Origin of the sequence: Candidatus Palauibacter sp. (assembly GCF_965261555.1) — a bacterium.
Lineage (GTDB): Bacteria > Gemmatimonadota > Gemmatimonadetes > Palauibacterales > Palauibacteraceae > Palauibacter.
In genome coordinates, this window is sequence record NZ_OZ253465.1 from 3,125,747 (window position 1) to 3,146,904 (window position 21,158).

The 21,158-nt window shown below is 69.0% G+C and carries 18 protein-coding genes and 1 pseudogene; 4 read left to right on the forward strand and 15 right to left on the reverse strand.

The genetic code is table 11. The features are described from left to right. Positions 1-2: 2 nt before the first annotated feature. The 5 genes from ACQY5G_RS13675 to rpmE form a co-directional block, all read right to left on the reverse strand. Positions 3-659 carry a CDP-alcohol phosphatidyltransferase family protein gene (locus ACQY5G_RS13675; RefSeq protein WP_428274836.1) on the reverse strand — a complete coding sequence of 219 codons (657 nt, stop codon included), beginning with the start codon at positions 657-659 and terminating at the stop codon, positions 3-5. After that, entirely contained in the window at positions 656-1,024 is a 369-nt protein-coding gene (locus tag ACQY5G_RS13680; protein ID WP_428274838.1) for a YlbF family regulator, read from the reverse strand. Before ACQY5G_RS13680 ends, ACQY5G_RS13675 begins: the two co-directional genes overlap by 4 nt. Positions 1,025-1,206: 182 nt before the next feature. Continuing rightward, positions 1,207-2,118: a peptide chain release factor N(5)-glutamine methyltransferase gene (gene prmC, locus ACQY5G_RS13685; protein WP_428274840.1), complete on the reverse strand. Its 912-nt coding sequence runs from the start codon at positions 2,116-2,118 to the stop codon at positions 1,207-1,209. Beyond that, complete coding sequence (prfA, locus tag ACQY5G_RS13690) at positions 2,115-3,203, reverse strand: peptide chain release factor 1 (RefSeq protein WP_428274842.1); 1,089 nt, start codon at positions 3,201-3,203, stop codon at positions 2,115-2,117. The genes prmC and prfA overlap by 4 nt, the downstream gene beginning before the upstream one ends. A gap of 99 nt (positions 3,204-3,302) precedes the next feature. Then, positions 3,303-3,590: a 50S ribosomal protein L31 gene (rpmE, locus tag ACQY5G_RS13695; RefSeq protein WP_428274844.1), complete on the reverse strand. Its 288-nt coding sequence runs from the start codon at positions 3,588-3,590 to the stop codon at positions 3,303-3,305. A 175-nt stretch (positions 3,591-3,765) separates the two neighbouring features. Here rpmE and ACQY5G_RS13700 point away from each other — a divergent pair, with 175 nt between their 5' ends. After that, the gene (locus ACQY5G_RS13700) at positions 3,766-4,263 is read left to right on the forward strand and encodes a DinB family protein (protein WP_428274845.1); all 498 of its coding nucleotides are present in this window, start codon (positions 3,766-3,768) and stop codon (positions 4,261-4,263) included. Between the two features lie 86 nt (positions 4,264-4,349). Here ACQY5G_RS13700 and ACQY5G_RS13705 read toward each other — a convergent pair whose 3' ends face one another. The 4 genes and pseudogenes from ACQY5G_RS13705 to ACQY5G_RS13720 all read right to left on the reverse strand — a co-directional run bounded on the left by ACQY5G_RS13705 (position 4,350) and on the right by ACQY5G_RS13720 (position 9,075). Then, positions 4,350-4,613, reverse strand: a complete 264-nt coding sequence (locus ACQY5G_RS13705; protein ID WP_428278724.1) for a hypothetical protein — start codon at positions 4,611-4,613, stop codon at positions 4,350-4,352. A gap of 543 nt (positions 4,614-5,156) precedes the next feature. Next, positions 5,157-5,564: pseudogene (locus tag ACQY5G_RS13710) on the reverse strand (6-bladed beta-propeller); the annotation flags it as partial. 98 nt (positions 5,565-5,662) lie between these two features. Next, the gene (locus ACQY5G_RS13715) at positions 5,663-8,194 is read right to left on the reverse strand and encodes a penicillin acylase family protein (protein ID WP_428274847.1); all 2,532 of its coding nucleotides are present in this window, start codon (positions 8,192-8,194) and stop codon (positions 5,663-5,665) included. A 38-nt stretch (positions 8,195-8,232) separates the two neighbouring features. Beyond that, on the reverse strand, positions 8,233-9,075 hold the full coding sequence (locus ACQY5G_RS13720) for a Ku protein (protein WP_428274849.1): 843 nt from the start codon (positions 9,073-9,075) through the stop codon (positions 8,233-8,235). Positions 9,076-9,241: 166 nt separating this feature from the next. Between ACQY5G_RS13720 and ligD the strand changes: the two genes are divergently transcribed. Then, positions 9,242-11,896 carry a DNA ligase D gene (gene ligD / locus ACQY5G_RS13725; RefSeq protein ID WP_428274851.1) on the forward strand — a complete coding sequence of 885 codons (2,655 nt, stop codon included), beginning with the start codon at positions 9,242-9,244 and terminating at the stop codon, positions 11,894-11,896. Then, the gene (locus ACQY5G_RS13730) at positions 11,893-13,077 is read left to right on the forward strand and encodes a pyridoxal phosphate-dependent aminotransferase (RefSeq protein WP_428274853.1); all 1,185 of its coding nucleotides are present in this window, start codon (positions 11,893-11,895) and stop codon (positions 13,075-13,077) included. Before ligD ends, ACQY5G_RS13730 begins: the two co-directional genes overlap by 4 nt. Before the next feature lie 7 nt (positions 13,078-13,084). Here ACQY5G_RS13730 and ACQY5G_RS13735 read toward each other — a convergent pair whose 3' ends face one another. From ACQY5G_RS13735 to ACQY5G_RS13755, 5 genes are read right to left on the reverse strand one after another with little or no spacing between them, the layout of a single operon-like run. Continuing rightward, positions 13,085-13,264 (reverse strand): helix-turn-helix transcriptional regulator, encoded by a 180-nt coding sequence (locus ACQY5G_RS13735; protein WP_428274855.1) that lies wholly within the window; start codon positions 13,262-13,264, stop codon positions 13,085-13,087. 1 nt (position 13,265) lies between these two features. Continuing rightward, complete coding sequence (locus tag ACQY5G_RS13740) at positions 13,266-14,480, reverse strand: hypothetical protein (RefSeq protein WP_428274857.1); 1,215 nt, start codon at positions 14,478-14,480, stop codon at positions 13,266-13,268. Between the two features lie 6 nt (positions 14,481-14,486). Then, positions 14,487-15,269 (reverse strand): glutaminyl-peptide cyclotransferase, encoded by a 783-nt coding sequence (locus ACQY5G_RS13745; RefSeq protein WP_428274859.1) that lies wholly within the window; start codon positions 15,267-15,269, stop codon positions 14,487-14,489. A 19-nt stretch (positions 15,270-15,288) separates the two neighbouring features. After that, positions 15,289-17,256 carry an FAD-binding protein gene (locus ACQY5G_RS13750; RefSeq protein ID WP_428274861.1) on the reverse strand — a complete coding sequence of 656 codons (1,968 nt, stop codon included), beginning with the start codon at positions 17,254-17,256 and terminating at the stop codon, positions 15,289-15,291. 7 nt (positions 17,257-17,263) lie between these two features. After that, on the reverse strand, positions 17,264-19,321 hold the full coding sequence (locus ACQY5G_RS13755) for a prolyl oligopeptidase family serine peptidase (protein WP_428274863.1): 2,058 nt from the start codon (positions 19,319-19,321) through the stop codon (positions 17,264-17,266). A gap of 89 nt (positions 19,322-19,410) precedes the next feature. On the opposite strand from ACQY5G_RS13755, the gene mtnA reads away from it, so the two are divergent. Next, positions 19,411-20,508, forward strand: coding sequence for an S-methyl-5-thioribose-1-phosphate isomerase (mtnA, locus tag ACQY5G_RS13760; protein WP_428274865.1), 1,098 nt, complete (start codon positions 19,411-19,413; stop codon positions 20,506-20,508). A gap of 72 nt (positions 20,509-20,580) precedes the next feature. Here the strand turns inward: mtnA and ACQY5G_RS13765 are convergent, their stop codons facing one another. Beyond that, the gene (locus ACQY5G_RS13765) at positions 20,581-21,135 is read right to left on the reverse strand and encodes a DinB family protein (RefSeq protein ID WP_428274867.1); all 555 of its coding nucleotides are present in this window, start codon (positions 21,133-21,135) and stop codon (positions 20,581-20,583) included. Between the last annotated feature and the right edge of the window lie 23 nt (positions 21,136-21,158).

The window sequence follows — 21,158 nt, forward strand, 5'->3', positions numbered from 1 at the left end:
GTTCAGTTCGATTCCCGGGGCGGCTCGCCATCGGGCCGCGTATTCCGGTACACCCACCAGATCCGCTGGAAGGCGGTCAGGTTGGTGAGAATCGCGAGGACGATGATCACGACCCTGAGTACGAGGCCCTGGTGGCCGAACATGGTCGTCTCGCCGAAGATGAGCGCGGCGAAGCCGATCAGGATGACCCGTTCGGGGCGCTGCATGAGTCCGACGTAGCAGGCGATGCCGAGCGCCTCGGCCCGGGCGCGGGTGTAGCTGATCATCAGCGAGCCGGCGAGCGCGAGCACGATCCAGTAGATCATCCCCACGTCGCCCAGTTCGAGACGGTAGTCGTTGTAGAGGGAGAGGAGACCCAGATACACGACGATCTCGGACAGCCGGTCGAGCGTCGAGTCGTAGAAGGCGCCGAAGGACGAGGCCAGTCCCGTGCGGCGCGCGACCGTGCCATCGAACAGGTCGAACACGCCGCCGAGGAGGACGAGGAAGCCGGCCGTGCTCACATGATGCTGATGAAAGAAATAGCCGGAACTGCAGGTGATGACGAAACCGAGCGTGCTGATGACGTTGGGGTGGACGCGGCGTCTCGTGAGCCACGCCATGGCCGGCTCGAAGATCGCGCGCAGCGCGCGTTCCCCCAGATCGCGAGCCGCCTTCATGTCGGGAGGATGATCCGGCTCTCCTCGCCCTTCCGGACCCCCTCCCCGATCGCCCGATCCACCCGCTCCATGAGCTTCTCGAAGTTCGCCTGGGAGGAGATGAGCGCCTGGTAGCGGGCGTTCGTCTGGACCTTCTCCTGCAGTTCGGCGAACTCCCGTTCCTGCTCCTCGGTCGGCTGCTCGCCGCGGCCCACGGCCTCCATGAGCGTGCTCTGCAGGTCGCGCAGACGGTTGAGCAGTTCCGTCGCGTCGCGGTCCTCGTCGATCTCGCGGCGGGCCGCGCGCAGGTAGGCGTATTCGGGCAACTGGGAGATGATGCGCCCGACCTCCTGCGCCTTCTCCAGCATGCGGTCTCGCTCGTCCATGTCTCCGGCTCGAAACGGAATCAGGAAGCACCCCGGGGCCGACACGTCCGGTCGGCAGCGGGCGGAGGCGCGAATCGTCCGTGCCCTCCCCGCTCGCCATCCACGGGCCCGGGCCGACGATTCGACGCCCGAGTATAACCCGGCCCCGACCCCCACGCGACTTGAACGACCGGCATGGGCTGCTAGCGGGAGTCGGCCTTCCGTGCGCTTGCAAAACGGGGCCGGCCGGCGAGGTCTGTCCCGATTCGGACATCGGAGAGCAGCGCTTCAGCCTTCAGGAGCCGGAGGACGGCGGAGCCCTGCGACATCCCGATCTCGAGGAAGAGCGCGCCGCCTTCGCGGAGCCGGGGCGGGGCGCCGGCCACGACGGTTCGAATGACCTCCAGTCCGTCTTCCCCGGCGTCCAGTGCGACGCGAGGCTCGTGATCCCGGACCTCGGGGTCGAGGTCGGTCCATTCCGAGCTTGTGACGTAGGGTGGGTTGGAGATGATGAGGTCGAAGCGCTCTTCCGGGACGAGGGCGGACCAGATGTCGGGAGGACAGGCGCGCAGTTCGAGGTTCTCGACGTTTGCGCGGCGGGCGTTTTCGCGGGCGAGTTCGAGCGCGTCCTCGGACACGTCGAGTCCGATAACGCGGTCGGCGATCCCCTCGTCCAGGAGCGCGATCGCGATGGCGCCCGACCCGACGCCGATGTCGAGTGCCTCGACGGGTCCGCTCCGGTCGCGGCGCCAGGCGGCGACGAGGTCGAGCAGTTGCTCGGTCTCCGGTCGCGGAATGAGGGCGCGGCCATCCGATACGAGGCGGACGCGCCGGAAATCGACCGTGCCCTCGATGTGCTGGAGCGGCTGCCCCTCGAGACGGCGGGAGACCGTGCGCGCGACCGACGCCGCACCGGCCGGATCGACCCGCTCTCCGCCGGAGACGCCAAGTTCGCCCCGCGACAGGCCGAGCGCCGCGGCCACGAGCCGCTCGGCTTCGAGCCGCGGGGCCTCCAGCCCGGCCAGCTCGAGCTCGCGCCGCACGCCCTCCACGATCTCGCGGCGCGTCGGGCCCGCCGGACGGCGCCCCGCCCCGCCCGGGCGCGGTTCCGTCACCCGCCCGCCGCCGCCATCCGCTCCTCCGTTCCGGCGAGCCGCAGCGCCTCGACGACTTCGTCCAGGTCGCCGGCGAGGATCGCCTCCAGCCGGTGGCTCGTGAAGTGGATGCGGTGATCCGTTACGCGGTTCTGCGGGAAGTTGTACGTCCGGATCTTCATCGAGCGGTCACCGGTCCCCACCTGCGTGCGCCGCTCGCGGGCCCGCTCCGCCTCCTGTTCGGCGACGAGCCGGTCGAGCAGCCGGCTCCGCAGCACCTTGAGCGCGCGCGCCTTGTTTTTATGCTGCGACTTCTCGTCCTGGCAGGACACCACGAGCCCGGTCGGCCGGTGCGTGATCCGAACCGCGGAGTCGGTCGTGTTCACGGACTGTCCACCGGGTCCGGAGGAGCGGAAGACGTCGATCTTGAGGTCGGCGGGATCGATCTCGATGTCCACCTCCTCCGCCTCCGGGAGGACGGCGACCGTCGCCGCCGACGTATGTACCCGGCCCTGGCTCTCCGTTTCCGGCACGCGCTGGACGCGGTGGACGCCGGACTCGTAGCGAAGACGGCCGTAGGCATCGGATCCGCGCACGACGAATACGATCTCCTTGAGCCCCCCGAGCGTGCCCTCGCTGGTGCTGATGAGTTCCACGTCCCAGCCGGACTCCGCGGCGAAGCGGGCATACATCCGGTACAGGTCCGCCGCGAAGAGTGCGGCTTCGTCCCCGCCCGTCCCCGCGCGGATCTCCACCACGGCGGGCCGGTCGTCCAGCGGGTCCTTCGGCACCAGGAGCCGGCGGAGTTCTTCCCGCGCCTCCCCGCGCTCGGCCTGCAGTTCGGCCGCCTCGGCCGCGGCCATTTCGGCCAGCTCGCCGTCGGACTCCGCCGCGACCTCCCGCGCCTGCCGCAGATCGTCGAGAAGCTTGAAGTGGCGCTCCGCCGCGCGCGCCACCGGCTCCAGCGCCGAGTGTTCGCGCGCGACGTCGCGCAGGAGGGCCATATCCGACAGCACCTCGGGCTCCGCCATCCGGCGCGCCAGCGCCTCGTACCGCTCGGCGGCGTCGCGCAGACGCTCCTCGAGGGTGTCCCGATCCGACATCATCGTTTCCTGCCCGTTCTCTACTCGTTCCCTACATGAAAACGGGGTCCGCGAGGAACCCCGTCATTTGGAAGGCAGGTTCGAGCGCCAGGCGCTTCCGGCTCAGGCATCGACCGCCGCGGCCTCCTCTTCCACGGCCTCCGCCGCCGCTGCCTGCTCCTCCGTCTCCGCCTTCGCGCCGCCGCGGGCCTTCCCGTCGCCGTACTTGGCGATGAACCGCTCCACCCGTCCCGCGGTGTCGACGAGCTTCTGCCGCCCCGTGAAGAAGGGGTGGCAATGCGAACAGATCTCGACGTGGATCTCGCCCACGGTCGAGGCGGCCTCCGTCTCCCGGCCGCACGCACAGGTGATCTTCGCGGGTGCGTACTCCGGATGTATGCCTGCCTTCATGTCTTCCCCACGCGCTGGGTTGTCTGCCTCCGGCGGAGGCGTCTGCGGAACAGCCACGTAATCTAGCCGGAGCGGGGCAGCCCCGGCAAACACCGGCTCCCGGCACGTTTCGCCGACCCGGGATCACGTCCGCGGGACCGTGCATCGGAGTCGAGCCTCAGGTAGACTCCGGACCATGACCTGCGACGCCTTGCTGTCACTTCTCGATTTTCACTACCGGGCCCGTGACGGAACGCTGGACGCCGTCGAGCAGATCGCGCCCGAGGATTTCCGCCGAGACCTGGGGAGCAGCTTCGGCTCCATCCGCGACACGCTCGCCCACGTCGTGTCCGCCGAATGGGTCTGGTGCTCGCGCTGGGAAGGACACTTCCCGACGGAGCATCTGCCCGCCGACGACTTCGAGACGGTGGGCGACATTCGTGCGCGCTGGCTGAAGGAAGAGACCCGCGTGCGGCGCTTCGTCGCCGGACTCGCCCCGGAGGACATCCACCGCGTGATGGAGTACCGGTTCTTCGATGGCGAAACGATGCGCGTCACCTTCCGGCATATGCTGCAGCACGTCGTCAACCACGCGACCTACCACCGCGGACAGGTGACGACGATGCTCCGCCAGCTCGGCGCCGATCCGCCCCGGAACCAAGGCCTCATCGGCTTCTATCTGGAGCAGGCCTAGCGCAGCGGAGCCTCGGCGCGCTTCGACCGGGATCTCATCGTCGATGACACAGTGACACGGACAGTGGGTGCATCTCTCCTCCGATATTATTGCTCGTCGAACGAGATGCGGTATTTAACCACGCGCCCCACGTCCAAGGGAGTCGGATCGCTAAGCCATACATACGCTTCCACAACAGCCATTGGACGCTGGTGCACCGGCAATTCGATGCGCGCCAGCGGGCCTTCTGCCTCTGTCGCGATGATCCAACCTACCTGACCACCCGCCGAAGCTTCGCGACCGATCCATATGATGCCATCAACACCTTGCACCAGATCCCAAAGCGGCGGGCGATAATCGGGAACGTACATGGCACTCCGAATTTGTTCCGCGGTCTCGCGAGTCGGTCGTGTCGGAGGCTCCGGGGCCCCAGGTCTCCAGGAGAGGGTACGGCCCGTCTCGTGGACGACGCTGTCCACCATCGCGGACGTGATGCGTGTCGCCCGATAACCCACCACCACGGCGGTATCGCTCGCGCCATCGAAGTGTAACCGCTCCACGACTATGGTACCTTGATCTCCGTCCCTCGTCGCGGACGCTGCAATCGCGTACGGTTCCCCTCCCGTGTACGAGATTGGCGTCCGCTCACCGAATGGCTGTGAAACGGATCGGATAACCCCGCCCTCCCCGCGCACCATCATCATCTCGTGAGTGATCGAACCCACAGCCAGCGTGTTGATGGCTTGATCGTCCGATTTCCACCGGTTCCAAACCACTCGACGACTACCGCCAAGGTCCCCGGCGAGACTCATGCCCTCAGGTGGACCCATGATGATGGATCGATCCGGGCCGAGGAAAAGGGGACGAAAGTTCTCCGCTCCAGACATACGGGGCGACACGGTCTCCAGGAGTGATCCGTCCAACAGGAAACGGGACACCCGCCGTAACCCGGCGTCTCCTACCCATAGTGTATCCCCGTGTATCCCCAATGTGGATATGAACGAGAATTCGCCGGGACCTGCTCCCTGGCGGCCGATCGAGCCTCGGTATGCGCCCGTCGCGTCAAAGGTCAATACTTCCGATGGTCCTGCCACAAACACGTCGCCTTGAGCTGTTTCAGCAAGAACAAACGCGGGCATTTGCATCGGAGCGTCGAGAGTCTCGAGGGTTCTGACCGCAACCAAGGTGGCCGTTGGCAACTCGTGCTCCGATGGCACCTCCTGGGCCGACGCAGAGGCGAAACCGATGAGGAGGGTCACGCACGTGGCGATTGCAACCTCTCCACAGGCCCGCTCGATCGTTACTCGGCGCAGTTGACCCATCACCTCACGTACCCGGCGCGTACCACCGCCACGGCACACCTCCTCGTTGTAACCGACGCCTTCGCGCACGGCCCTGTCTGGAGACGCCGCGGCCACATCTACCGAAGCGCGGGCGTTAGCATCAGGCGATCCGCGACGGCCGCCTCGACTTTCTCCCGTGAGTAGTAGAGCGGGAAGAAGCGGTCCTTCGCCCAGCCCTCGAACAGGTTCCGGTACATGGGATCATCGGGGTCTCCCCCCTGCCCCGGCGTGTTCGTGAACACGGCCGTGTCCCAGTCGCCCGCCTCCGCGATGATCCGGAAGGAGGGGCCCGAGGTCTGGTTGTCCCCGCCTCCCGTCTGGTTCACGGTGAAGCCGTTGCCTCCGCGCGGGAGCGGACCCACCTCGAGGCGCGCGCGCATCTCGGCGTTCACGATCCCGGACAGCGGGTGCCGGAACCGGGCGTGCTTGAAGCGCACGTCGCCGTAGCGCCACGGGTCGCCGCCGAAGCGATCCTCCAGCCCCTCCAGGGCATCGGCCAGCGTGCGGGCGAGGAGTGCGTCGCGACCCGCCACGGGATCCCCGTCTCCGAGCGGCGCGAACCACGCGGGCGGCGAGCCGAGCCAGTCGATGATCTTCTTCATCGAGAGGCGCCCGAGCGACGCGCGGACCTCCGCCGGGACGACGAGCGGCACCATCTGTCGCTGGAGCTCGCGCTCCCACGACACGTAGATCGCGGCCTCGCGGGACTCCGGGGCGAGCGCGAAGTCCCAGTCGAGCAGCTCGCCTCGCGCCGCTTCCGCCGCCCCCGGGGGCAGGTCAACGCCGCGCAGCATCGGCACCAGCGAGCGGGCCGGGAGCGACACGTAGTCCGTCGCGAGCTGCATCATCTCCGCCATCGTGAAGCGCTTCCCCGAAGCGAGGACTTCGTCGATGCGCGCGCTCCGGAACGGATCGCTCCAACTCCAGCCGACGGCGTCGCGGTGCTCGTAGCCGGGCGGAACGAGATTCTGGTTCGCCGTCGACCAGAAGCCCTTCTCGGGGTTGAACACGTGCGGCTTGTGCCGGATCTCGAGGTAGCCGTCCCACTCGTAGCGGCCGTCCCCCGGCACCGGGACGAGACCTGACCAGTTCCGGCGGATGGGCGCGATCCCCACGGACTGCCAGCCGATGTTCCCGTCCACATCGGCCCACACCATGTTCTCGCCCGGGATGTTCGAGTAGTTGCAGGCGTCCCGGAACTCCTCCCATGTCTTCGCCTGGTTCATGCGCAGACTCGCGAGGTATGGCGCGCCGCCGATCTCCATCCACCCCGCCCGCACCGCGTAGGCCAGCTCGTTGTCCCGATCCTCGTACACGACGGGTCCGTGCCGCGTGTACCGGTGCCGGACCCGCTCGGCGCCGCGCCCTTCGACCGGGATCTCATCGTCGATGACCCGCATCTCCTCCCAGTCGCCGCGGTACCAGTAGCGATCCGGGTCGTCCGGGTGGGTTCGGTAGACGTAGAGATCCTCGGCGTCCGTCTGGAAGACGGTGAGTCCCCACGCACCGTGCCCATTGTGTCCGATCGAGATGCCCGGGAGGACCGGCTCGCCCCCGCCGATCACGTTCCAGCCCGGTCCGACGAGGTGGACGAGATAGCGCAGCGACGGGGCCGCCTGCACCCGGTGCGGGTCGTTCGCCATCAGTGCGTGGCCGCTCAGCGTGCGGCTCCCCGCCACGACCCAGTTGTTGCTCCCTGTCCCCATCCGCTCCGCCTCGAGGCGTCCCGCTTCGTGGGCTGCCGCCTCCCGGGCTTCCGCTTCGAGCGTCTGCAGGGCGAAGGCCTCCGCGTCGGAGGCGGTGGCGCGGAAGCGGGGCTCGATGTCCTCGGGCTGGAACCGGATGGACCCGCGGAAGGCCCGGTACACGTCGAGGATTTCCCGCCGGAGGAGCGAGCCGTCGATCGCGGGATCGAGATCGATGTCCGGTTCTCCCGGGTGGAAATAGGAGACCTCTTTCACCCTGTCCGCACCCACGCCCGCGACGGCGATCCCCAGATCCAGCTCCTGCCCGATGTTCATGAGGAGGCCCTGGTGACGGGAGATGACGACGTCCGGCGTCCACGGCTGCGGACGGATCCCCAGCATCTCGAACTCGACCGGAAGGAGACCGGGGTCCCGTTCCGTCTCGGCGATATACGCGTTGATCCCGTCCGTGAAGGCCCGGATGATCTCGGCGCCGCGCGGGTGGTAGTGATTCAGTTCCGCTTCAAGATCGCCGCGGAACCGGAACAGCCGCGCGCCGCGGTCGCGTTCCAGTTCACGGGGACCGAGGATTTCGGAAACCGTGCCCGTGGCCTGGCGGCGCCAGAGTTCGAACTGGAAGAGGCGGTCGCGCGCGGCGCTGTACCCCTGCGCGAAGAAGAGATCGTGCTCCGTCTCCGCGTAGATGTGGCTGACGCCCCAAAGGTCCTTGAGGATCTCGACCGCGGCCTCGAGCCCCGGGACCCGCAGGGTCTCCGAGTCGACCGGATCGACGGCGGCGACCCGATCCGGGAGTCCGCCTCGAAGGTCGTCGACGGTCGGCGCGGCGGGCAGGTGTCCGCCGGAGCCCCGCAGGACCGGCAGCAGGAGGATGAACGCGAACAGCGTGACGGATCGAACCCGCATCGGATTTCTCCCTGGGTGGTCTTCTCTCGTGAGTCCGGCTACGACCCCGCGGCTTTCTTCTTCTCCGGCTCGTTCCCGGCCTCGTCTTCGGCTTCGGCTTCCGTCCCGCCGGACCCCGAGACGCTCGCCTTGAGCGCGGCCATGAGGTCGATGACCTTGGCCGTCGTTTCCTCTTCGACCGGCGCGGTGATCTCCGTCCCGTCGGCCACCTTGCGCTCGATCGCCGCGAGCATGCGCTGTCCGACCTCATCCTCGTACTTCGACGGATCGAAGTCCTCCGAGGCGATCTGCTCGATCAGCTGTACGGCGAGGCCGAGCTCCGCATCGGCGACCTCCCCCTCTCCCGACGGCACGTCGGCGATGTCCCGCACCTCGTGCGCGTAGTGCAGTTGTTCGAGAACGAGGTGATCCCCGACCGGCCGTACGAGGACGAGATACTGCTTGCCGCGCGCCGCGTACTTCGCGAGGGCGGCCCATCCCGTCTTCTTCATGGCGGCGCCGAGGAGCCGGTAGGCCTTGTCCCCTCCGCGCGCAGGTCCGAGGTAGTACGTCTTCCCGATGTAGGCCCGTTCGACCTGGTCCAGCGGCACGAACTCGACGATCTCGACCGCCTGCGTCGCCTCCGCCTCGAGCGCCTTCAGTTCCTCCGGCTTGAAGGTCACGTACTGATCCTTCGCGAACTGGTATCCCTTGATGAGATCGCTGCGCAGGACCGGCTCCCCCGTCTTCGCATCCACGTACTGCTGCTTCACGCGGGTCCCGTCGGGGGAGAGGAAGTTGAAGCGGACCTTCTGCGAGTTTTCGGCGGACGAGTAGAGCTGGCACGGGATCGAAACGAGCCCGAACGAGACCGTCGCCGTTGCGATGGGTCGAGGTGACATCCTGCGCCTCTCCGTGTTCGCGCCGGACCGCCCGGCGTGGTGTCAGCCCCGGCCTGATGCCGGACCGGGGGGCCGAATTATAGTTTCCGGGCCGGATTGTGCATACCGCTCCGGCCGTACACCGCCCGGAGGGTCGAAAGCAGCGTCGAAGGACAGGGCCGCGAGCATGCCCCGAGGAAAACTCGAGGAATACCGGGACAAACGCGCTTCCGAGCGCACGCCGGAGCCCTTCGGCGGCGCGCCCGGGACGGGGGTCGGCGTGTTCGTCGTCCAGTTGCACGCGGCAACGCGCCGGCACTACGACCTCCGCCTGGAAATCGGGGGCGTCCTCGTTTCGTGGGCCGTCCCCAAGGGCATCTCCCCCGACCCGGCGGACAAGAAGCTCGCGATGCACGTCGAGGACCACCCGATCGAGTACATCGAGTTCGAGGGCGTGATTCCGAAGGGTGAGTATGGGGGCGGCGAGATGATCGTGTGGGACATCGGCCGCTGCATCATGCTCGAGGATCCGGAGGAGGGACTCGAGACGGGCAAGCTCCTGTTCGAGCTTCGGGGCCACAAGCTCAGGGGCGTATGGACGCTCGTGCGGCTGGCGAAGGGGGAGACCGGGAAGGAATGGCTCCTCATCCGCGAGCGGCGCGGCGGGCACCCGATCCTCGAGGACGGATCGCTCCCCGAGACGTCCATCCTGTCGGGCCTCACGGTCGAGCAGATGGCCGAGCGCGAGCGCGGCTGGTATCCCGGGGAGGATCTGGCCGCGGCCCTCGAGCGGGCCGGCGCGCCCGAGGGGCCGGTCGATCCCGCCGACGTGGGGTTCATGCTTGCCCAGCCCCGGGAGGAGGCGTTCGACGATCCCGCCTGGCACTTCGAGCTGAAACTCGACGGCTACCGCATGCTGGCCTCGGCCGTCGACGGCGCGGCCAGCCTCCTGACCCGGAACGGGCACGACGCGCTCCCCACCTTCCCGGACATCGCCCGCGCCCTCCGCAAGCTCCCCTTCCGGCGCGTGGTGCTGGACGGAGAGGTCGTCGTTCACGACGCCGCGGGCTACCCCAGCTTCCGGCGTCTGCAGAAGCGCGCCCGGCTCTCGCGCCCACTGGATGTGCGGCACGCCTCGTTCGAGGCGCCGGCCAGCTTTTACGCCTTCGACCTGCTCGCCTTCGACGACCGCGATCTGCGCGATCTCCCGCTCTCCGAGCGGCGCACCCTGCTGCGCGGCGTGGTGCCCGAGGCGGGCCCGATCCGGCTCAGCGAACACTTCGAGGAGTGCGGGAAGGCCCTCTTCCGGCAGGTGCAGGAGATGGGACTCGAGGGGATCATGGCCAAGCGCGCCGACTCCCGGTACACCGGCGGCCGGTCTCCCGACTGGCGGAAGATCCACGCCGCGCGCGAGGCCCGTTTCGTCATCGTCGGCTTCACGAATCCCGCCGGCTCGCGGACGGGCTTCGGCGCGCTCCACCTCGGCGCGTACGGCCCCGCCGGAGACGCATCCCCCGCCAACCCCGCATCGGGGACCGCCGCGGGCGACGACGGCCTCGCCCTCCATTACGTCGGTCGCGTGGGAACGGGGTTCGACGACGAGACGCTGACGAAACTCCGGACCCGGCTCGACGCGCTGGAGGCGGCCGGGCCCGCATTCGCGACGCCGGCACCCGCCGGAGACGATCACAACTGGGTCGAACCCGAACTCGTGACGGAGGTCCGTTACAAGGAAATCACCGAGGGGGGCCTGCTCCGGCATGCCGTCTTCCTCGGCGTCCTGCCGACCCCGGAGGAGGAATCCGGGGAGGAAGAATCCGGGGACGAGGATCGCGAATACGTGGTTCCCACCGATTGCCGGCTGCCCCGGGATCCGCGCGCGGCGCTGGCCGATCCCGTGCGCGTGGATACGTCGCCCCCGCCCGTCGAGGAGTTGCCGCTCTCGAACCTCGACAAGGTCTTCTGGCCGGAGGAGGGGTACACGAAGGGCGACCTGATCGCGTACTACCGGGATATCGCCCCGTGGCTGCTGAAGTTCCTCGAGGACCGGCCCCTGGTGCTCACCCGGTATCCGGACGGGATCGACGGGAAGTCGTTTTTTCAGAAGAACGCGCCGGGGTTCCAGCCCGAGTGGGTGCGCACGGAGGCGATCTGGAGCCGCGGCTCCGAGCGCGACATCCACTATTTCATCGCCGACGACCCGGCGGTGCTCGTGTACATCGCAAACCTCGGCGCGATTCCGCTCCACGTATGGGCGAGTTGCGTCGGGAGCCTGGACCGCCCCGACTGGTGCCTCCTCGACCTCGACCCCAAGCACAAGCGTGACGGCGAGGAGGTGTACGCCCCGTTCCGGGACGTGATCGAGGTGGCGCGCGCGATCGGTGCGCTGTGCGACGAGATGGGGCTTCCCTGCTATCCGAAGACGAGCGGATCGTCCGGGATCCACGTGATGATTCCGCTCGGCGGACAGCTCGACTACGAACAGTCGCGCACCCTCGCGCAACTGCTCGCGACGGCGGTGGTGGCGGAGACCCCCGACCTGGCCACGATCGTCCGGAACCCCTCGCGACGGGACGGCAGGGTCTACATCGACTACGTGCAAAACGGGCGCGGGCGGCTCGTCGTGGCGCCGTATTCCGTGCGGTCGCGCGCGGGGGCCACCGTGTCCGCGCCGCTGCGCTGGGCGGAGGTGAAGGAGGGACTCTCGATGGAAGACTTCACGATCCGGACGATGCCGGAGCGCGCCCGGTCGCTGGACCCCGACCCGCTTCTCCGCGTGCTGTCGGAGGAGCCCGATCTCATGGCCGCGCTCGACGCGCTGCAGCGGAGGATCGGCGGATGAGCGGGTCGGAGGGCCAAGGCCGCGCCTCGCCCGGGCGGCTCGCCGGGATTCCGGGGTTCGACATCGACGGCGTGGCGCGGGCGGCGGAGCGCGATCCCGGCATCCTCCGGCTCGAGAACCTGGACACCGACCTGAGGCCCCCCGAGGCGGCCGTGGCCGCCACCCGCGCAGCGCTCGAATCGCCGGCCGCCAACAGCTACCTGCCGTTCACGGGCCGGGCCGGCCTTCGCGCGGCGGCCGCGCGGCACGTCGGCCTGCTCTCCGGGCGGAGCTACGATCCGGACCGGGAGTGCGTGATCACCGCGGGCGGCACGGAGGGTCTGTTCAACGCCCTGCTCGCCACGGTGGACCCGGGCGACGAGGTGATCCTCACCGACCCCACGTACGCCGGCATGCTCCAGCGCGTGCGGCTGGCCGGCGCCGTCCCGCGGCTCGCGCCCTGGCGGTTCGATTCGTCGGCGGGCTGGCATCTCGACCTCGACGCCCTCGCCTCCCGCATCGGCAACCGAACCCGGGCGCTCTTCCTTATGAACCCGTCCGTGCCGTCCGGCGGCGTGCTCGACCCCGACGACTGGCGGGCGGTCGCGGAGCTGTGCGAGCGCCATGACCTGTGTCTCCTCTACAACGCGGCGATGGAGCGCATCCTCTACGATGGCCGCCCGTACCTGCACCCGGCATCGCTCCCCGGAATGCGCAAGCGGACGCTCACGGTCGGTTCGGTGTCGAAGGAGTACCGCATGATCGGGTGGCGGGTGGGCTGGATCGTGGGTCCCGCCGAGGTTCTCGCGGACGTCGCCAAAGTCGGCATTTACAACGTCGTGACCGGCGTCGGGATCGGGCAGCCCGGCGCGCTGGCGGCGCTGACGGCTTCGGACGAGGCCGGGGACGTGGCCGCGAGCGTGGCGCGCTGGGAACGCCGGCGCGACGCGGTACTCGAGGCGCTTGAGGGCTACCCGGTCCGGCCCGCCGCGGGCGGCTGGTCGCTCCTCGTCGACACCCGGCCGCTGGGTCTCACGGCCCGCGAGCTTTCCGGCCGGCTGCTGGCCCGGGCGGGCGTCGCGGCCACTCCAATGGACGCCTGGGGCGGCCCCGACGCCGAGTACCAACTCCGCCTCGTGTTCAGCAACGAACCCATCGCCCGGCTCCAAACCCTCGACAACCGCTTCGGCGACGCCCTTTAGCTGCCTCTCAGGCGGTCTCGTAGCGTCTGACGTGGATCTCTCCAGCGCGTGCCCGCAACCGCGCGGCGTCGTAACAGGCCTGCATGCGCAGCAGCATGTCCGTGCTCACCGCAAGAGCCTTCTCGAGGCGCAAAGCCATCTTCGGCGAAAGCGAGGCGCGGCCGTTGAGGATCGAGTTGTCCCGCACCTCAACTCCCGGCGGTCGACCGGTCCAGCGGCCACAGCTGGATGTACTCCACATCGTAGTCATCCCAGGTCCAGCCGAGGATGTAGTCTTCGCCGATCTCCCGTATGCCGAGGTCCCGGGGCGTCTCGACGAAGCCCAGCATCCGCCCCTCCGGGTCGAACACGGACCAGAGCACGGCCGGTCTCTCCTCCCGTGGGTACTCGTATTCCCGAACCCAGAGGTGACCCGCAGCGTCCGCCACGAACGACGAGAAGGCCGGGAACGTTTCGGCGAGCGGCGTGGATTCCAGGGAACGCCGGACTTCCGGCAACAACTCCGATGGATACGGGCTCTGCGCGAACATCGACATCTGCCGCTCGACGAAGGGCTCCAGATCGGCCTGTATCGGCACGCGCGGTGCATCATCTCGCCGGACGATCCGGGCCAGCGACCCATCGCCCCGGAACGCCTTGATCTCATAGCGGCTGGTGTGACCGATGGCCACAAGCTCGCCCCATGGCGCCACGTCCAGATGCGGCCCGTAGGCAGGCATGGACAGCTCTCTGTTGCCGCGCTCGTCCGTCTCCACGAAGACGATCCGGTTCGGATGCGCGCCCAGCGACGCGCTCAGCGCGCCATCCCCATCCCAGATCTCGACCACGGCGGTGTCCTCACCCTCCGGATCGTTCAGCGACAGGATGGTCCCGTCCGCGCGCGCGGCCAGGGGCCGGGGGCGTTGCCAGGACTCGGTCTCGGCGCTCTGCAGCGAGAAGGAGCGCCCGAAGTTGCCTGCGGCGTCGAACACCGAGATCGACATTCCGTGGGAGTACCACGCCACCAGCGAGTCGCCGGGCCAGGGCGCTACCCCGGACAGGAACGAGAACTCGCCGGGCCCCTCTCCTTCCCCGCCCCACGTAGCGAGGTGGCCGCCGGACCGGTCGAAGACCCGCACCTCGTTCGAGCCGGCGTTCATCACCGAGATCCGGCCATCCGGCAACATCCTCGCGGTGGCCCGGTGCAGCAGATAGGGTGCCTCGCCCTCGAGCGCCCCGATGGAAAGCTCGGGCTCGGGACCGATCCGCCACCCCAGGCGGGAAGTCTCGGCGGGCCGGCGGTTCTCGACGATCCGGATACCCGCGCTGTCTCGAACCTCCACGAATGGGCGGTCGGGGTCGATCTCCGGACGGCAGGCGAGCATGAAGCCGCAGGACAGCGCGAGGAAGATCTTCGTGGCCATGCTCCCCTATTCCTCGATCCGGAGGGCCAGGAGCTTCGGCCACAGCTTTCCGGTGACGAGGAAGACGCCGGTCTCGGGGACGTAGGCGATGCCGTTGAGGACTGCCTCGGGATCGCCGGGACGGCGGGCGCTCAGGGGTACGCTCGACAGGTCGATCTCGCCGAGGACTTCGCCGGTGCCCTTGTCGATCCGGACGATGATGTCCGTCTGGTAGACGTTGGCGTAGATCCGGTCGCCGACGCACTCCAGTTCGTTCAGCCGACGCTGCGGCGACCCGTCGCGCGTGACCTCGACGGTCTCCGTGACCGCGAACGTCTGCGGGTCCCGACGCTCGAGCGCGCTCGACCCGTCGGACATCCAGAGTGCCTCGCCGTCGTAGCAGAGCCCCCATCCTTCGCCCTCGTAGGCGAACTCCCGGAGGACCTCGAAGGTCTCCGCGTCGTAGACGAAGGCCCGGCCGGCCTTCCACGTCAGTTGAACGAGTTCGGAATCCACGCGCGCGAGACCTTCCCCGAACAGGGCGGAGTCCACGGCCACTCGGGCCTGGATCTCTCCCGTGGGCACGTCCACGCGCCTCACGCCGGACTCCCCGTAGCGGCCGGTACTCTCGAGGAGGTGTCCGTCGTGGAAGAGGAGTCCCTGGGTGTACGCGGCCGGATCGTGCGGGAACGTACCGAGGATCTCGTACTCGATGGCCGGCACCGCCGAGGACGTGCAGCCGGTCAGCACGCAAAGGGCCAGCGTCCACAGGCCGAGGGAACCGGCTCGCCGCGTCGGCCACGTCGTCACTTGTTGCATCTTCGCGGCATCAGATCAGATCGAGGACCGTTTCCACGGCGCGGCGACCCTCCGCGGACGCGCCGGTCCAGTTCTGGTGCCCCCGCAGCTCGGAATGCCCGATGGCGACGCGTCCGAAGGGCTCGCGAATCACATCGGGAGGGGCCGGGGCCCCGTCGCGTCCGAAGAAGAAGCCGGGTCCGGGCGCCACGTAGGCGTGCCCCCACCGGTTGAGCACGAGGCCGGCGATATCCTCCGCCGGATCGAAGCCGCCCTCGGCGAAGAGTTCGACCATCTGCGCCCGCAGCCGTCGTTCGTAATCCGCGAAGGACGCGCTCAGCATCTCCGTGCGACCCGCCATCCCCTGGTCCGCCGGCGAAGCTCCGGGCGACTCGAAGGTGATGTAGAAGGTCAGCATCGTCGGGTGATCCGGAGCGTGGACCGGGCGGTAGTCTCCCGCGTACATGGGCCTCCGGATGTTGCACGAGAAGCCGAGATCGCCCTCGTAGAAGCCGCCGGCGATCCCCAGGCGGTCGAGGAAGCGCCAGTTCCGGAGCGCCACGTTCGCGACGAGGATCGGCCCGTGGCGGAAGCTCTCGTAGGCCGCGCGATGTCCGTCCGGCAGGTCGGCGGCAATGTAGCGGTTCATCCAGCCCCCGCTCGCGAGCACGACCGCGTCCGCCTCGGCGGACCAGGCGCGGCCCTCGTGAACGTACGTCACGCGCACGCGGCCATCGCCGGCCCCGGCGTGGCGCACGTCGATCGCGGTGCACCCCAGCCGCAGCCGCACGGGCTGGTCCGGCCGGTCCAGTGCGCCGAAGTCGATCGCCCCGTTGAGCACGTCCCCGAGCGTGCGTTCGCCCGCGATCCCGTCCGGCACGACGTCCTTCACGAAGTAGCGGGCGATCCCCGCGTTCCCACCCGGGAAGGAGTGGAAGGTCATGCCGTCGTAGCGGGAGGGGAGCCCGAAACCGGGGAGGTCGAAGTGCATCCCCCACCAGGCCGAGATCGCGTCGCACCCGAGTCCGATGATGCTGGCGAGGATCGGGTCGACGTACGCCGTCACCTCGGGCGGCAGGCCGAGCACGTCCTCGTAGTAGGCCTTGAGCGTCATGCCGTCGAGCCACGGACCGGGATTGTCCGGCCCCCCGGGCGCGTTCGAGGGCACGTGGTCCGTGACGCGCGCGTTCCGCCAGCGTTCGAAACCCTCCCGCAGTTCCGGCGTCCACGGTGCGCGGGACATGTCCCCGAAGAGACCGTTGACCCAGCCGCCCGAACCGCCGGACCAGCCGGGACGCCCGCCGCCGCGCGTCCCGCCGAAATAGTGCCCGATGGAGAACTGGTCCTGCACCCAGTGCATGAAACCGTAGTTCTCGAGCGGCGCCTTGACCTGGCCCGCGTCCGGTGCGTACTCGAACTCGCGCGGGATGCCCAGCGTCGTGAAGTAGTCGTCCGGCTCTCCGGTGGGCGGGCGTATGCCGAAGTCGTTGGATCCCTGCGGCCCGGCCAGGCGCACGCCGTCGACCATCATGTCGTTTCGTTTCGCCTCGCCGCCGAACACGGGGTGGTTCTCGATGACGAGACAGCGTCCGGACGGCCGATGCCGCTTGAAATGGTGCGCGGCGGAGAGGCCCGCGAGGCCGCCGCCCACGATCACGACGTCGAAGCGTTCCCCGGTGTCCGTGACCTCCCCGCCCGGAACACGCCCATCGCGGACCCAGTGCGCGTCACGGACGACCTCCGGCGTATTCCCGTGGGAGGCCGCATAGTCCCCCACGCCGCCGGGCCCGTACCAGTCCGGCCCGAGCGCGTCGGACCACGGATCCGAAGCCATCCCCGGGACCGCGCCGGCGCTCGCGCCCTCGGAGCCGCCCGGCCCGCACCCGAGGAGCGCGGAACCGGCGATCCCCGCCCCCGCCAGCTGGACGAAGTCGCGGCGCGTGATCTCCCGGTCGAGTCCGAGTTCCGTGTCCGACCTGCGGATCCTGCCGCTGCTCATCGCGTCCTCACTGCGTCGTCGTCCCGCTCGTCCGGTAGCGCTCGAACCAGGCCAGGATGTGCTGCACCTTGCTGATGAGGCCGCTCGGACGCGCGCCGATGCTGTGGTTCGCCTCGGGGATCCGCACGAGCACCGACGGCACCTTCCGGATCCGCAGCGCCTGGTAGAACTGCTCCGACTCCGACATCGGCGTCCGCCAGTCGACCTCGCCCGTGATGAGCATCGTCGGCGTCGTCACGTTCGCGATATGGTGGACCGGCGAGCGCTCCATGTAGTGCTCGAGGTTGTCCCAGGGCGCGCCGGGGAACCAGTAGTTCAGGCCGCCGCTGCCGCCCATGTCCGCCGTCAGCACCCAGCTGTACCAGTTGATGACGGGCTTCTGCGACGCGGCGGCGGCGAAGCGGTCCGTGTGGGTCACGATCCAGGCCGTCAGCACCCCGCCACCGGATCCTCCGGTGACGAAGAGCTGCTCTTCATCGATGTATCCGCGCGAAATCACCTCGTCGACGCCCGACATCAGATCGTCGAAGTCGTAGCTCGGATAGGCGTGGTGGATCTCGTTCCCGAAGTCCTCTCCGTAGCTCGTGCTCCCTCGCGGGTTCGTGTAGAGAACGACGTACCCCGCCGAGGCGAACAACTGGACCTCGGCGCTGAAGCGGTCCCCGTAGTTGGCGAACGGACCGCCGTGGATCTCGAGCAGGAGCGGATACTTGCGGCTCGGATCGAAGTCCGGCGGCTTCACGATCCAGCCCTGGATGTCGAGCCCGTCATGCGAGGACTTGTACCAGACCTCCTCCGTCTCCCCGATCGCCTTCTGCGCGAAGAGATCCTCGTTCAGCTGCGTGAGCCGCTGCCAGTCGCCGTTCCGGTTCGTGACCGCGAGGTCCGCGGGGTGGTCCGGCGTCCCGTAGGTGAAAGCGAAACGGTCGTTCCCCGAGGTGGAGAAGGTGCCGCCTCCGTAGGGACGGCCGATCGACAGGCCCTGAACGCTGGAGACGATATCCGTCACGGTCCCGTCGAGGTCGACGTGCGCGAGTCGCGTGTTCCCCTCGGTGTCGTACTGGAAGAACAGCCCCTCTCCGTCGCTTGCCCAGTGCAGGTTCCCGATCGAGCGGTCGAGGTCATCGGCGATGAGGCGCGAGCCGGACCCGTCCCGGCTCATCACGTAGAGCTTCGACACCTGGTGCCCGAGAAAACGGTCGTCGTAGCCGGTGTAGGCGATCATGCCGCCGTCGGGCGACACCGCCGGGCTCGAGTCGGGTCCGCGCCGGTCGGTCAGTTGCCGCACCGCGCCATCGGCCACGGAGAACTCGAAGATCTCGGAGTCCCGCACGTACTCCCAGTCGTCGCGCCGCGTGGCCGCGATCAGCAGGTGCTGCGAATCGGGCGTCCACTCGGGCGCCCCGCCGTGGTTGTAGGGGCCGTGCGTGACCTGGCGCGGCGTCCCCCCTTCCGCGGGAAGGACGAAGACGTGGGAGTATCCGACCGGCAGGAAACCCTGGCTGTCCGACCGGTAATAGAGACGCTCGTACGTCGTGGCGGGGGGCGCCCACGTCGCGCCTTCCGGCTTCGCGGGCATCTGCGCGAAGGGCGGCGGCGTGTCCGGGACGAACATGCTGAAGGCGATCGTGCTCCCGTCGGGCGACCAGGAAAGCCCGCCCGGGCCTCGCTCCAGCTGCGTGAGCAGGGCCGTCTGTCCGGTGTCCATCCAGCGCAGGTAGAGCTGCGATTTCCCGTGTTCGTCGCTCGCGACGTAGAGGAGCCGCGTGCCGTCCGGCGACCAGCGCGGAGACGAGAAGTTCCTCTGTCCCGTGAGGAGCGGACGGTGGTTCGAACCGTCGTAATCGACGATCCACAGGTTGCTCCGCTGACGGTCCGTCATGATGTCCATCGAGGACCGCACGTAGACGATCCGGGAACCATCGGGCGAGATCCGGGGATCGCCGGCGACTTCGAGTTCGAAGACATCCGCCGGGCCGAAGTGGTCCGGATCCCGCTCCTGTCCGGCAAGCGGCTGGGCGGCGGCGAGGATGGCGAGCGCGAGCGCGGCGGTTGACGACCTCATGATTCCTCCTGGACTGCATTCGATCTATGCGGGACGTCCCGTGGCCGTTCAAGGTAGCGCCTTTCCCGCCGCCGGATAGGTTGCGCGGCATGAACGATCGCGAGCTGTCGGTTCCGGAAACGATCCGCTGGGCCCCCGGGGGCCGAAGCGCGCTCATCCTCGACCAGACGCTCCTTCCCGGCGTCCACGAGGAGACGGAACTTTCGACCCTCGAAGACTTCATCGAGGCGATCCGGAGCCTGCGCGTGCGGGGCGCGCCGCTCATCGGGATCACGGCCGCGATCGGTCTCGCCGCTCTGGCGCGGCAGTCCGCCGCCGAAGGGGTTCCGGCCGAGGAACTTCGGGCCCGGTTCGCCGACTGGGCCGAGCGGCTCGCGAACGCGCGGCCGACGGCGGTCAACCTCGCATGGGCGGTCCGTCGCCTGCGAGCCTGCCTCGATGCCGCGGCCGGGGCTGCGGGAGAGCTGGCGGCGGCGCTGGCGGCGGAGGCCGACGCCATCCACGAGGAGGATCGCCGCATGTGCCGCGCGATCGGCGAGCACGCGTCGGCGCTGCTTGCGGGCGGCGAAGCCGTGATCACGCACTGCAACGCGGGGTCCCTCGCCACGGGCGGCATCGGGACGGCCCTCGCTCCGGTCTACGTCGCGGCCGAGGCCGGTCGCCGGGTCCGCGTCTTCGCCGACGAGACCCGCCCACTCCTCCAGGGGAGCCGTCTCACGGCATGGGAGCTTTCCCGCGCCGGGATCGAGGTCACCGTGCTGGCCGACAACATGGCCGGATCACTCTTCGCCACGGATCCGCCGGATATCGCCTTCGTGGGCTCCGACCGCATCGCGGCCAACGGCGACGTGGCGAACAAGATCGGCACCTACCCCCTGGCCGTGCTCGCCCACCGCCACGGGGTTCCGTTCTACGTTCTCGCACCGACCTCCACCGTCGACCTCGGCACGCCCACCGGCGGGGACATCCCGATCGAGCACCGGGACCCCGATGAGGTCCGCCGCGGTTTCGGTCCCCTCCTCGCCCCGGAGGCCGCCGGCGTCTACAGCCCGGCGTTCGACATCACGCCGGCAGAACTCGTGACCGGCATCGTCACCGAGCGCGGTATCCATCGCCCGCCCTACACGGAGTCCCTCGCCGCGGCCGTCCGCGCGGCCGAGGCGGAGCGACGGCGCCCGAACATCTAGGCGGCCGTTCACGCCGGAGTCCGCCGCTAGCGGCGCGAACCCGCTGCCGGTAGCGGCGCGAGCCTGCCGCCGCTACCCGTCGTGGCCCAGAATGGGGAGATAGGCCTTCCAGGGCCCGACCTCGTCCTCGAACCGGTGCGCGACGACGCGCACGATCTGGGCGATATGGTTGAGGTCGTGTACGGCCCAGGTGGTGAGCAGTTGCCGGAGCGTGACCTCGCCCAACTCCGGGTGAAGTCCGTCCGCGTCCAGATCGACGTCGCCTTCCACCACCTCCCGCAGCGCCGCGAGTCCGGTCTGGCGCAGGGTCTCGAACTCGGTGAGCAGTTCATCGAGCGAGCGGCCCCGGGTTCGCTCGACGTGCGCGAAGCGGTCGAAGGGCGGAAACGCCCGCTCGCGGCCGTGTTCGAGAATCCACCGCGCCCGCGGAATCCAGTCGTCGATCTCGCCCTGAATGAGATGTCCCAGCACGCTGAAGGGGCTGAACGTCCCCTCCCCCTCATCCGCGTGCAGGAGACCGGCCGGCAGGTCCTCGAGCAGCACGCGCACCGTCCCCGGGGTACGCGAGAGGAGAGTGAGGATCTCCTCCGCCAATTGCTCGTCGCTCACGAGAACGTCTTTCGTCACGCGGTTTCTCCGCCAAGTGTCGC

Excerpts from the sequence above, each read along its gene's own strand:
- ACQY5G_RS13675 (WP_428274836.1), bottom strand. The coding sequence starts at position 659 with ATGAAGGCGGCTCGCGATCTGGGGGAACGCGCGCTGCGCGCGATCTTC.
- ACQY5G_RS13680 (WP_428274838.1), bottom strand. The coding sequence starts at position 1,024 with ATGGACGAGCGAGACCGCATGCTGGAGAAGGCGCAGGAGGTCGGGCGC.
- prfA (WP_428274842.1), bottom strand. The coding sequence starts at position 3,203 with ATGATGTCGGATCGGGACACCCTCGAGGAGCGTCTGCGCGACGCCGCC.
- rpmE (WP_428274844.1), bottom strand. The coding sequence starts at position 3,590 with ATGAAGGCAGGCATACATCCGGAGTACGCACCCGCGAAGATCACCTGT.
- ACQY5G_RS13700 (WP_428274845.1), top strand. The coding sequence starts at position 3,766 with ATGACCTGCGACGCCTTGCTGTCACTTCTCGATTTTCACTACCGGGCC.
- ACQY5G_RS13705 (WP_428278724.1), bottom strand. The coding sequence starts at position 4,613 with ATGTACGTTCCCGATTATCGCCCGCCGCTTTGGGATCTGGTGCAAGGT.
- ACQY5G_RS13715 (WP_428274847.1), bottom strand. The coding sequence starts at position 8,194 with ATGCGGGTTCGATCCGTCACGCTGTTCGCGTTCATCCTCCTGCTGCCG.
- ACQY5G_RS13720 (WP_428274849.1), bottom strand. The coding sequence starts at position 9,075 with ATGTCACCTCGACCCATCGCAACGGCGACGGTCTCGTTCGGGCTCGTT.
- ligD (WP_428274851.1), top strand. The coding sequence starts at position 9,242 with ATGCCCCGAGGAAAACTCGAGGAATACCGGGACAAACGCGCTTCCGAG.
- ACQY5G_RS13730 (WP_428274853.1), top strand. The coding sequence starts at position 11,893 with ATGAGCGGGTCGGAGGGCCAAGGCCGCGCCTCGCCCGGGCGGCTCGCC.
- ACQY5G_RS13740 (WP_428274857.1), bottom strand. The coding sequence starts at position 14,480 with ATGGCCACGAAGATCTTCCTCGCGCTGTCCTGCGGCTTCATGCTCGCC.
- ACQY5G_RS13750 (WP_428274861.1), bottom strand. The coding sequence starts at position 17,256 with ATGAGCAGCGGCAGGATCCGCAGGTCGGACACGGAACTCGGACTCGAC.
- ACQY5G_RS13755 (WP_428274863.1), bottom strand. The coding sequence starts at position 19,321 with ATGAGGTCGTCAACCGCCGCGCTCGCGCTCGCCATCCTCGCCGCCGCC.
- mtnA (WP_428274865.1), top strand. The coding sequence starts at position 19,411 with ATGAACGATCGCGAGCTGTCGGTTCCGGAAACGATCCGCTGGGCCCCC.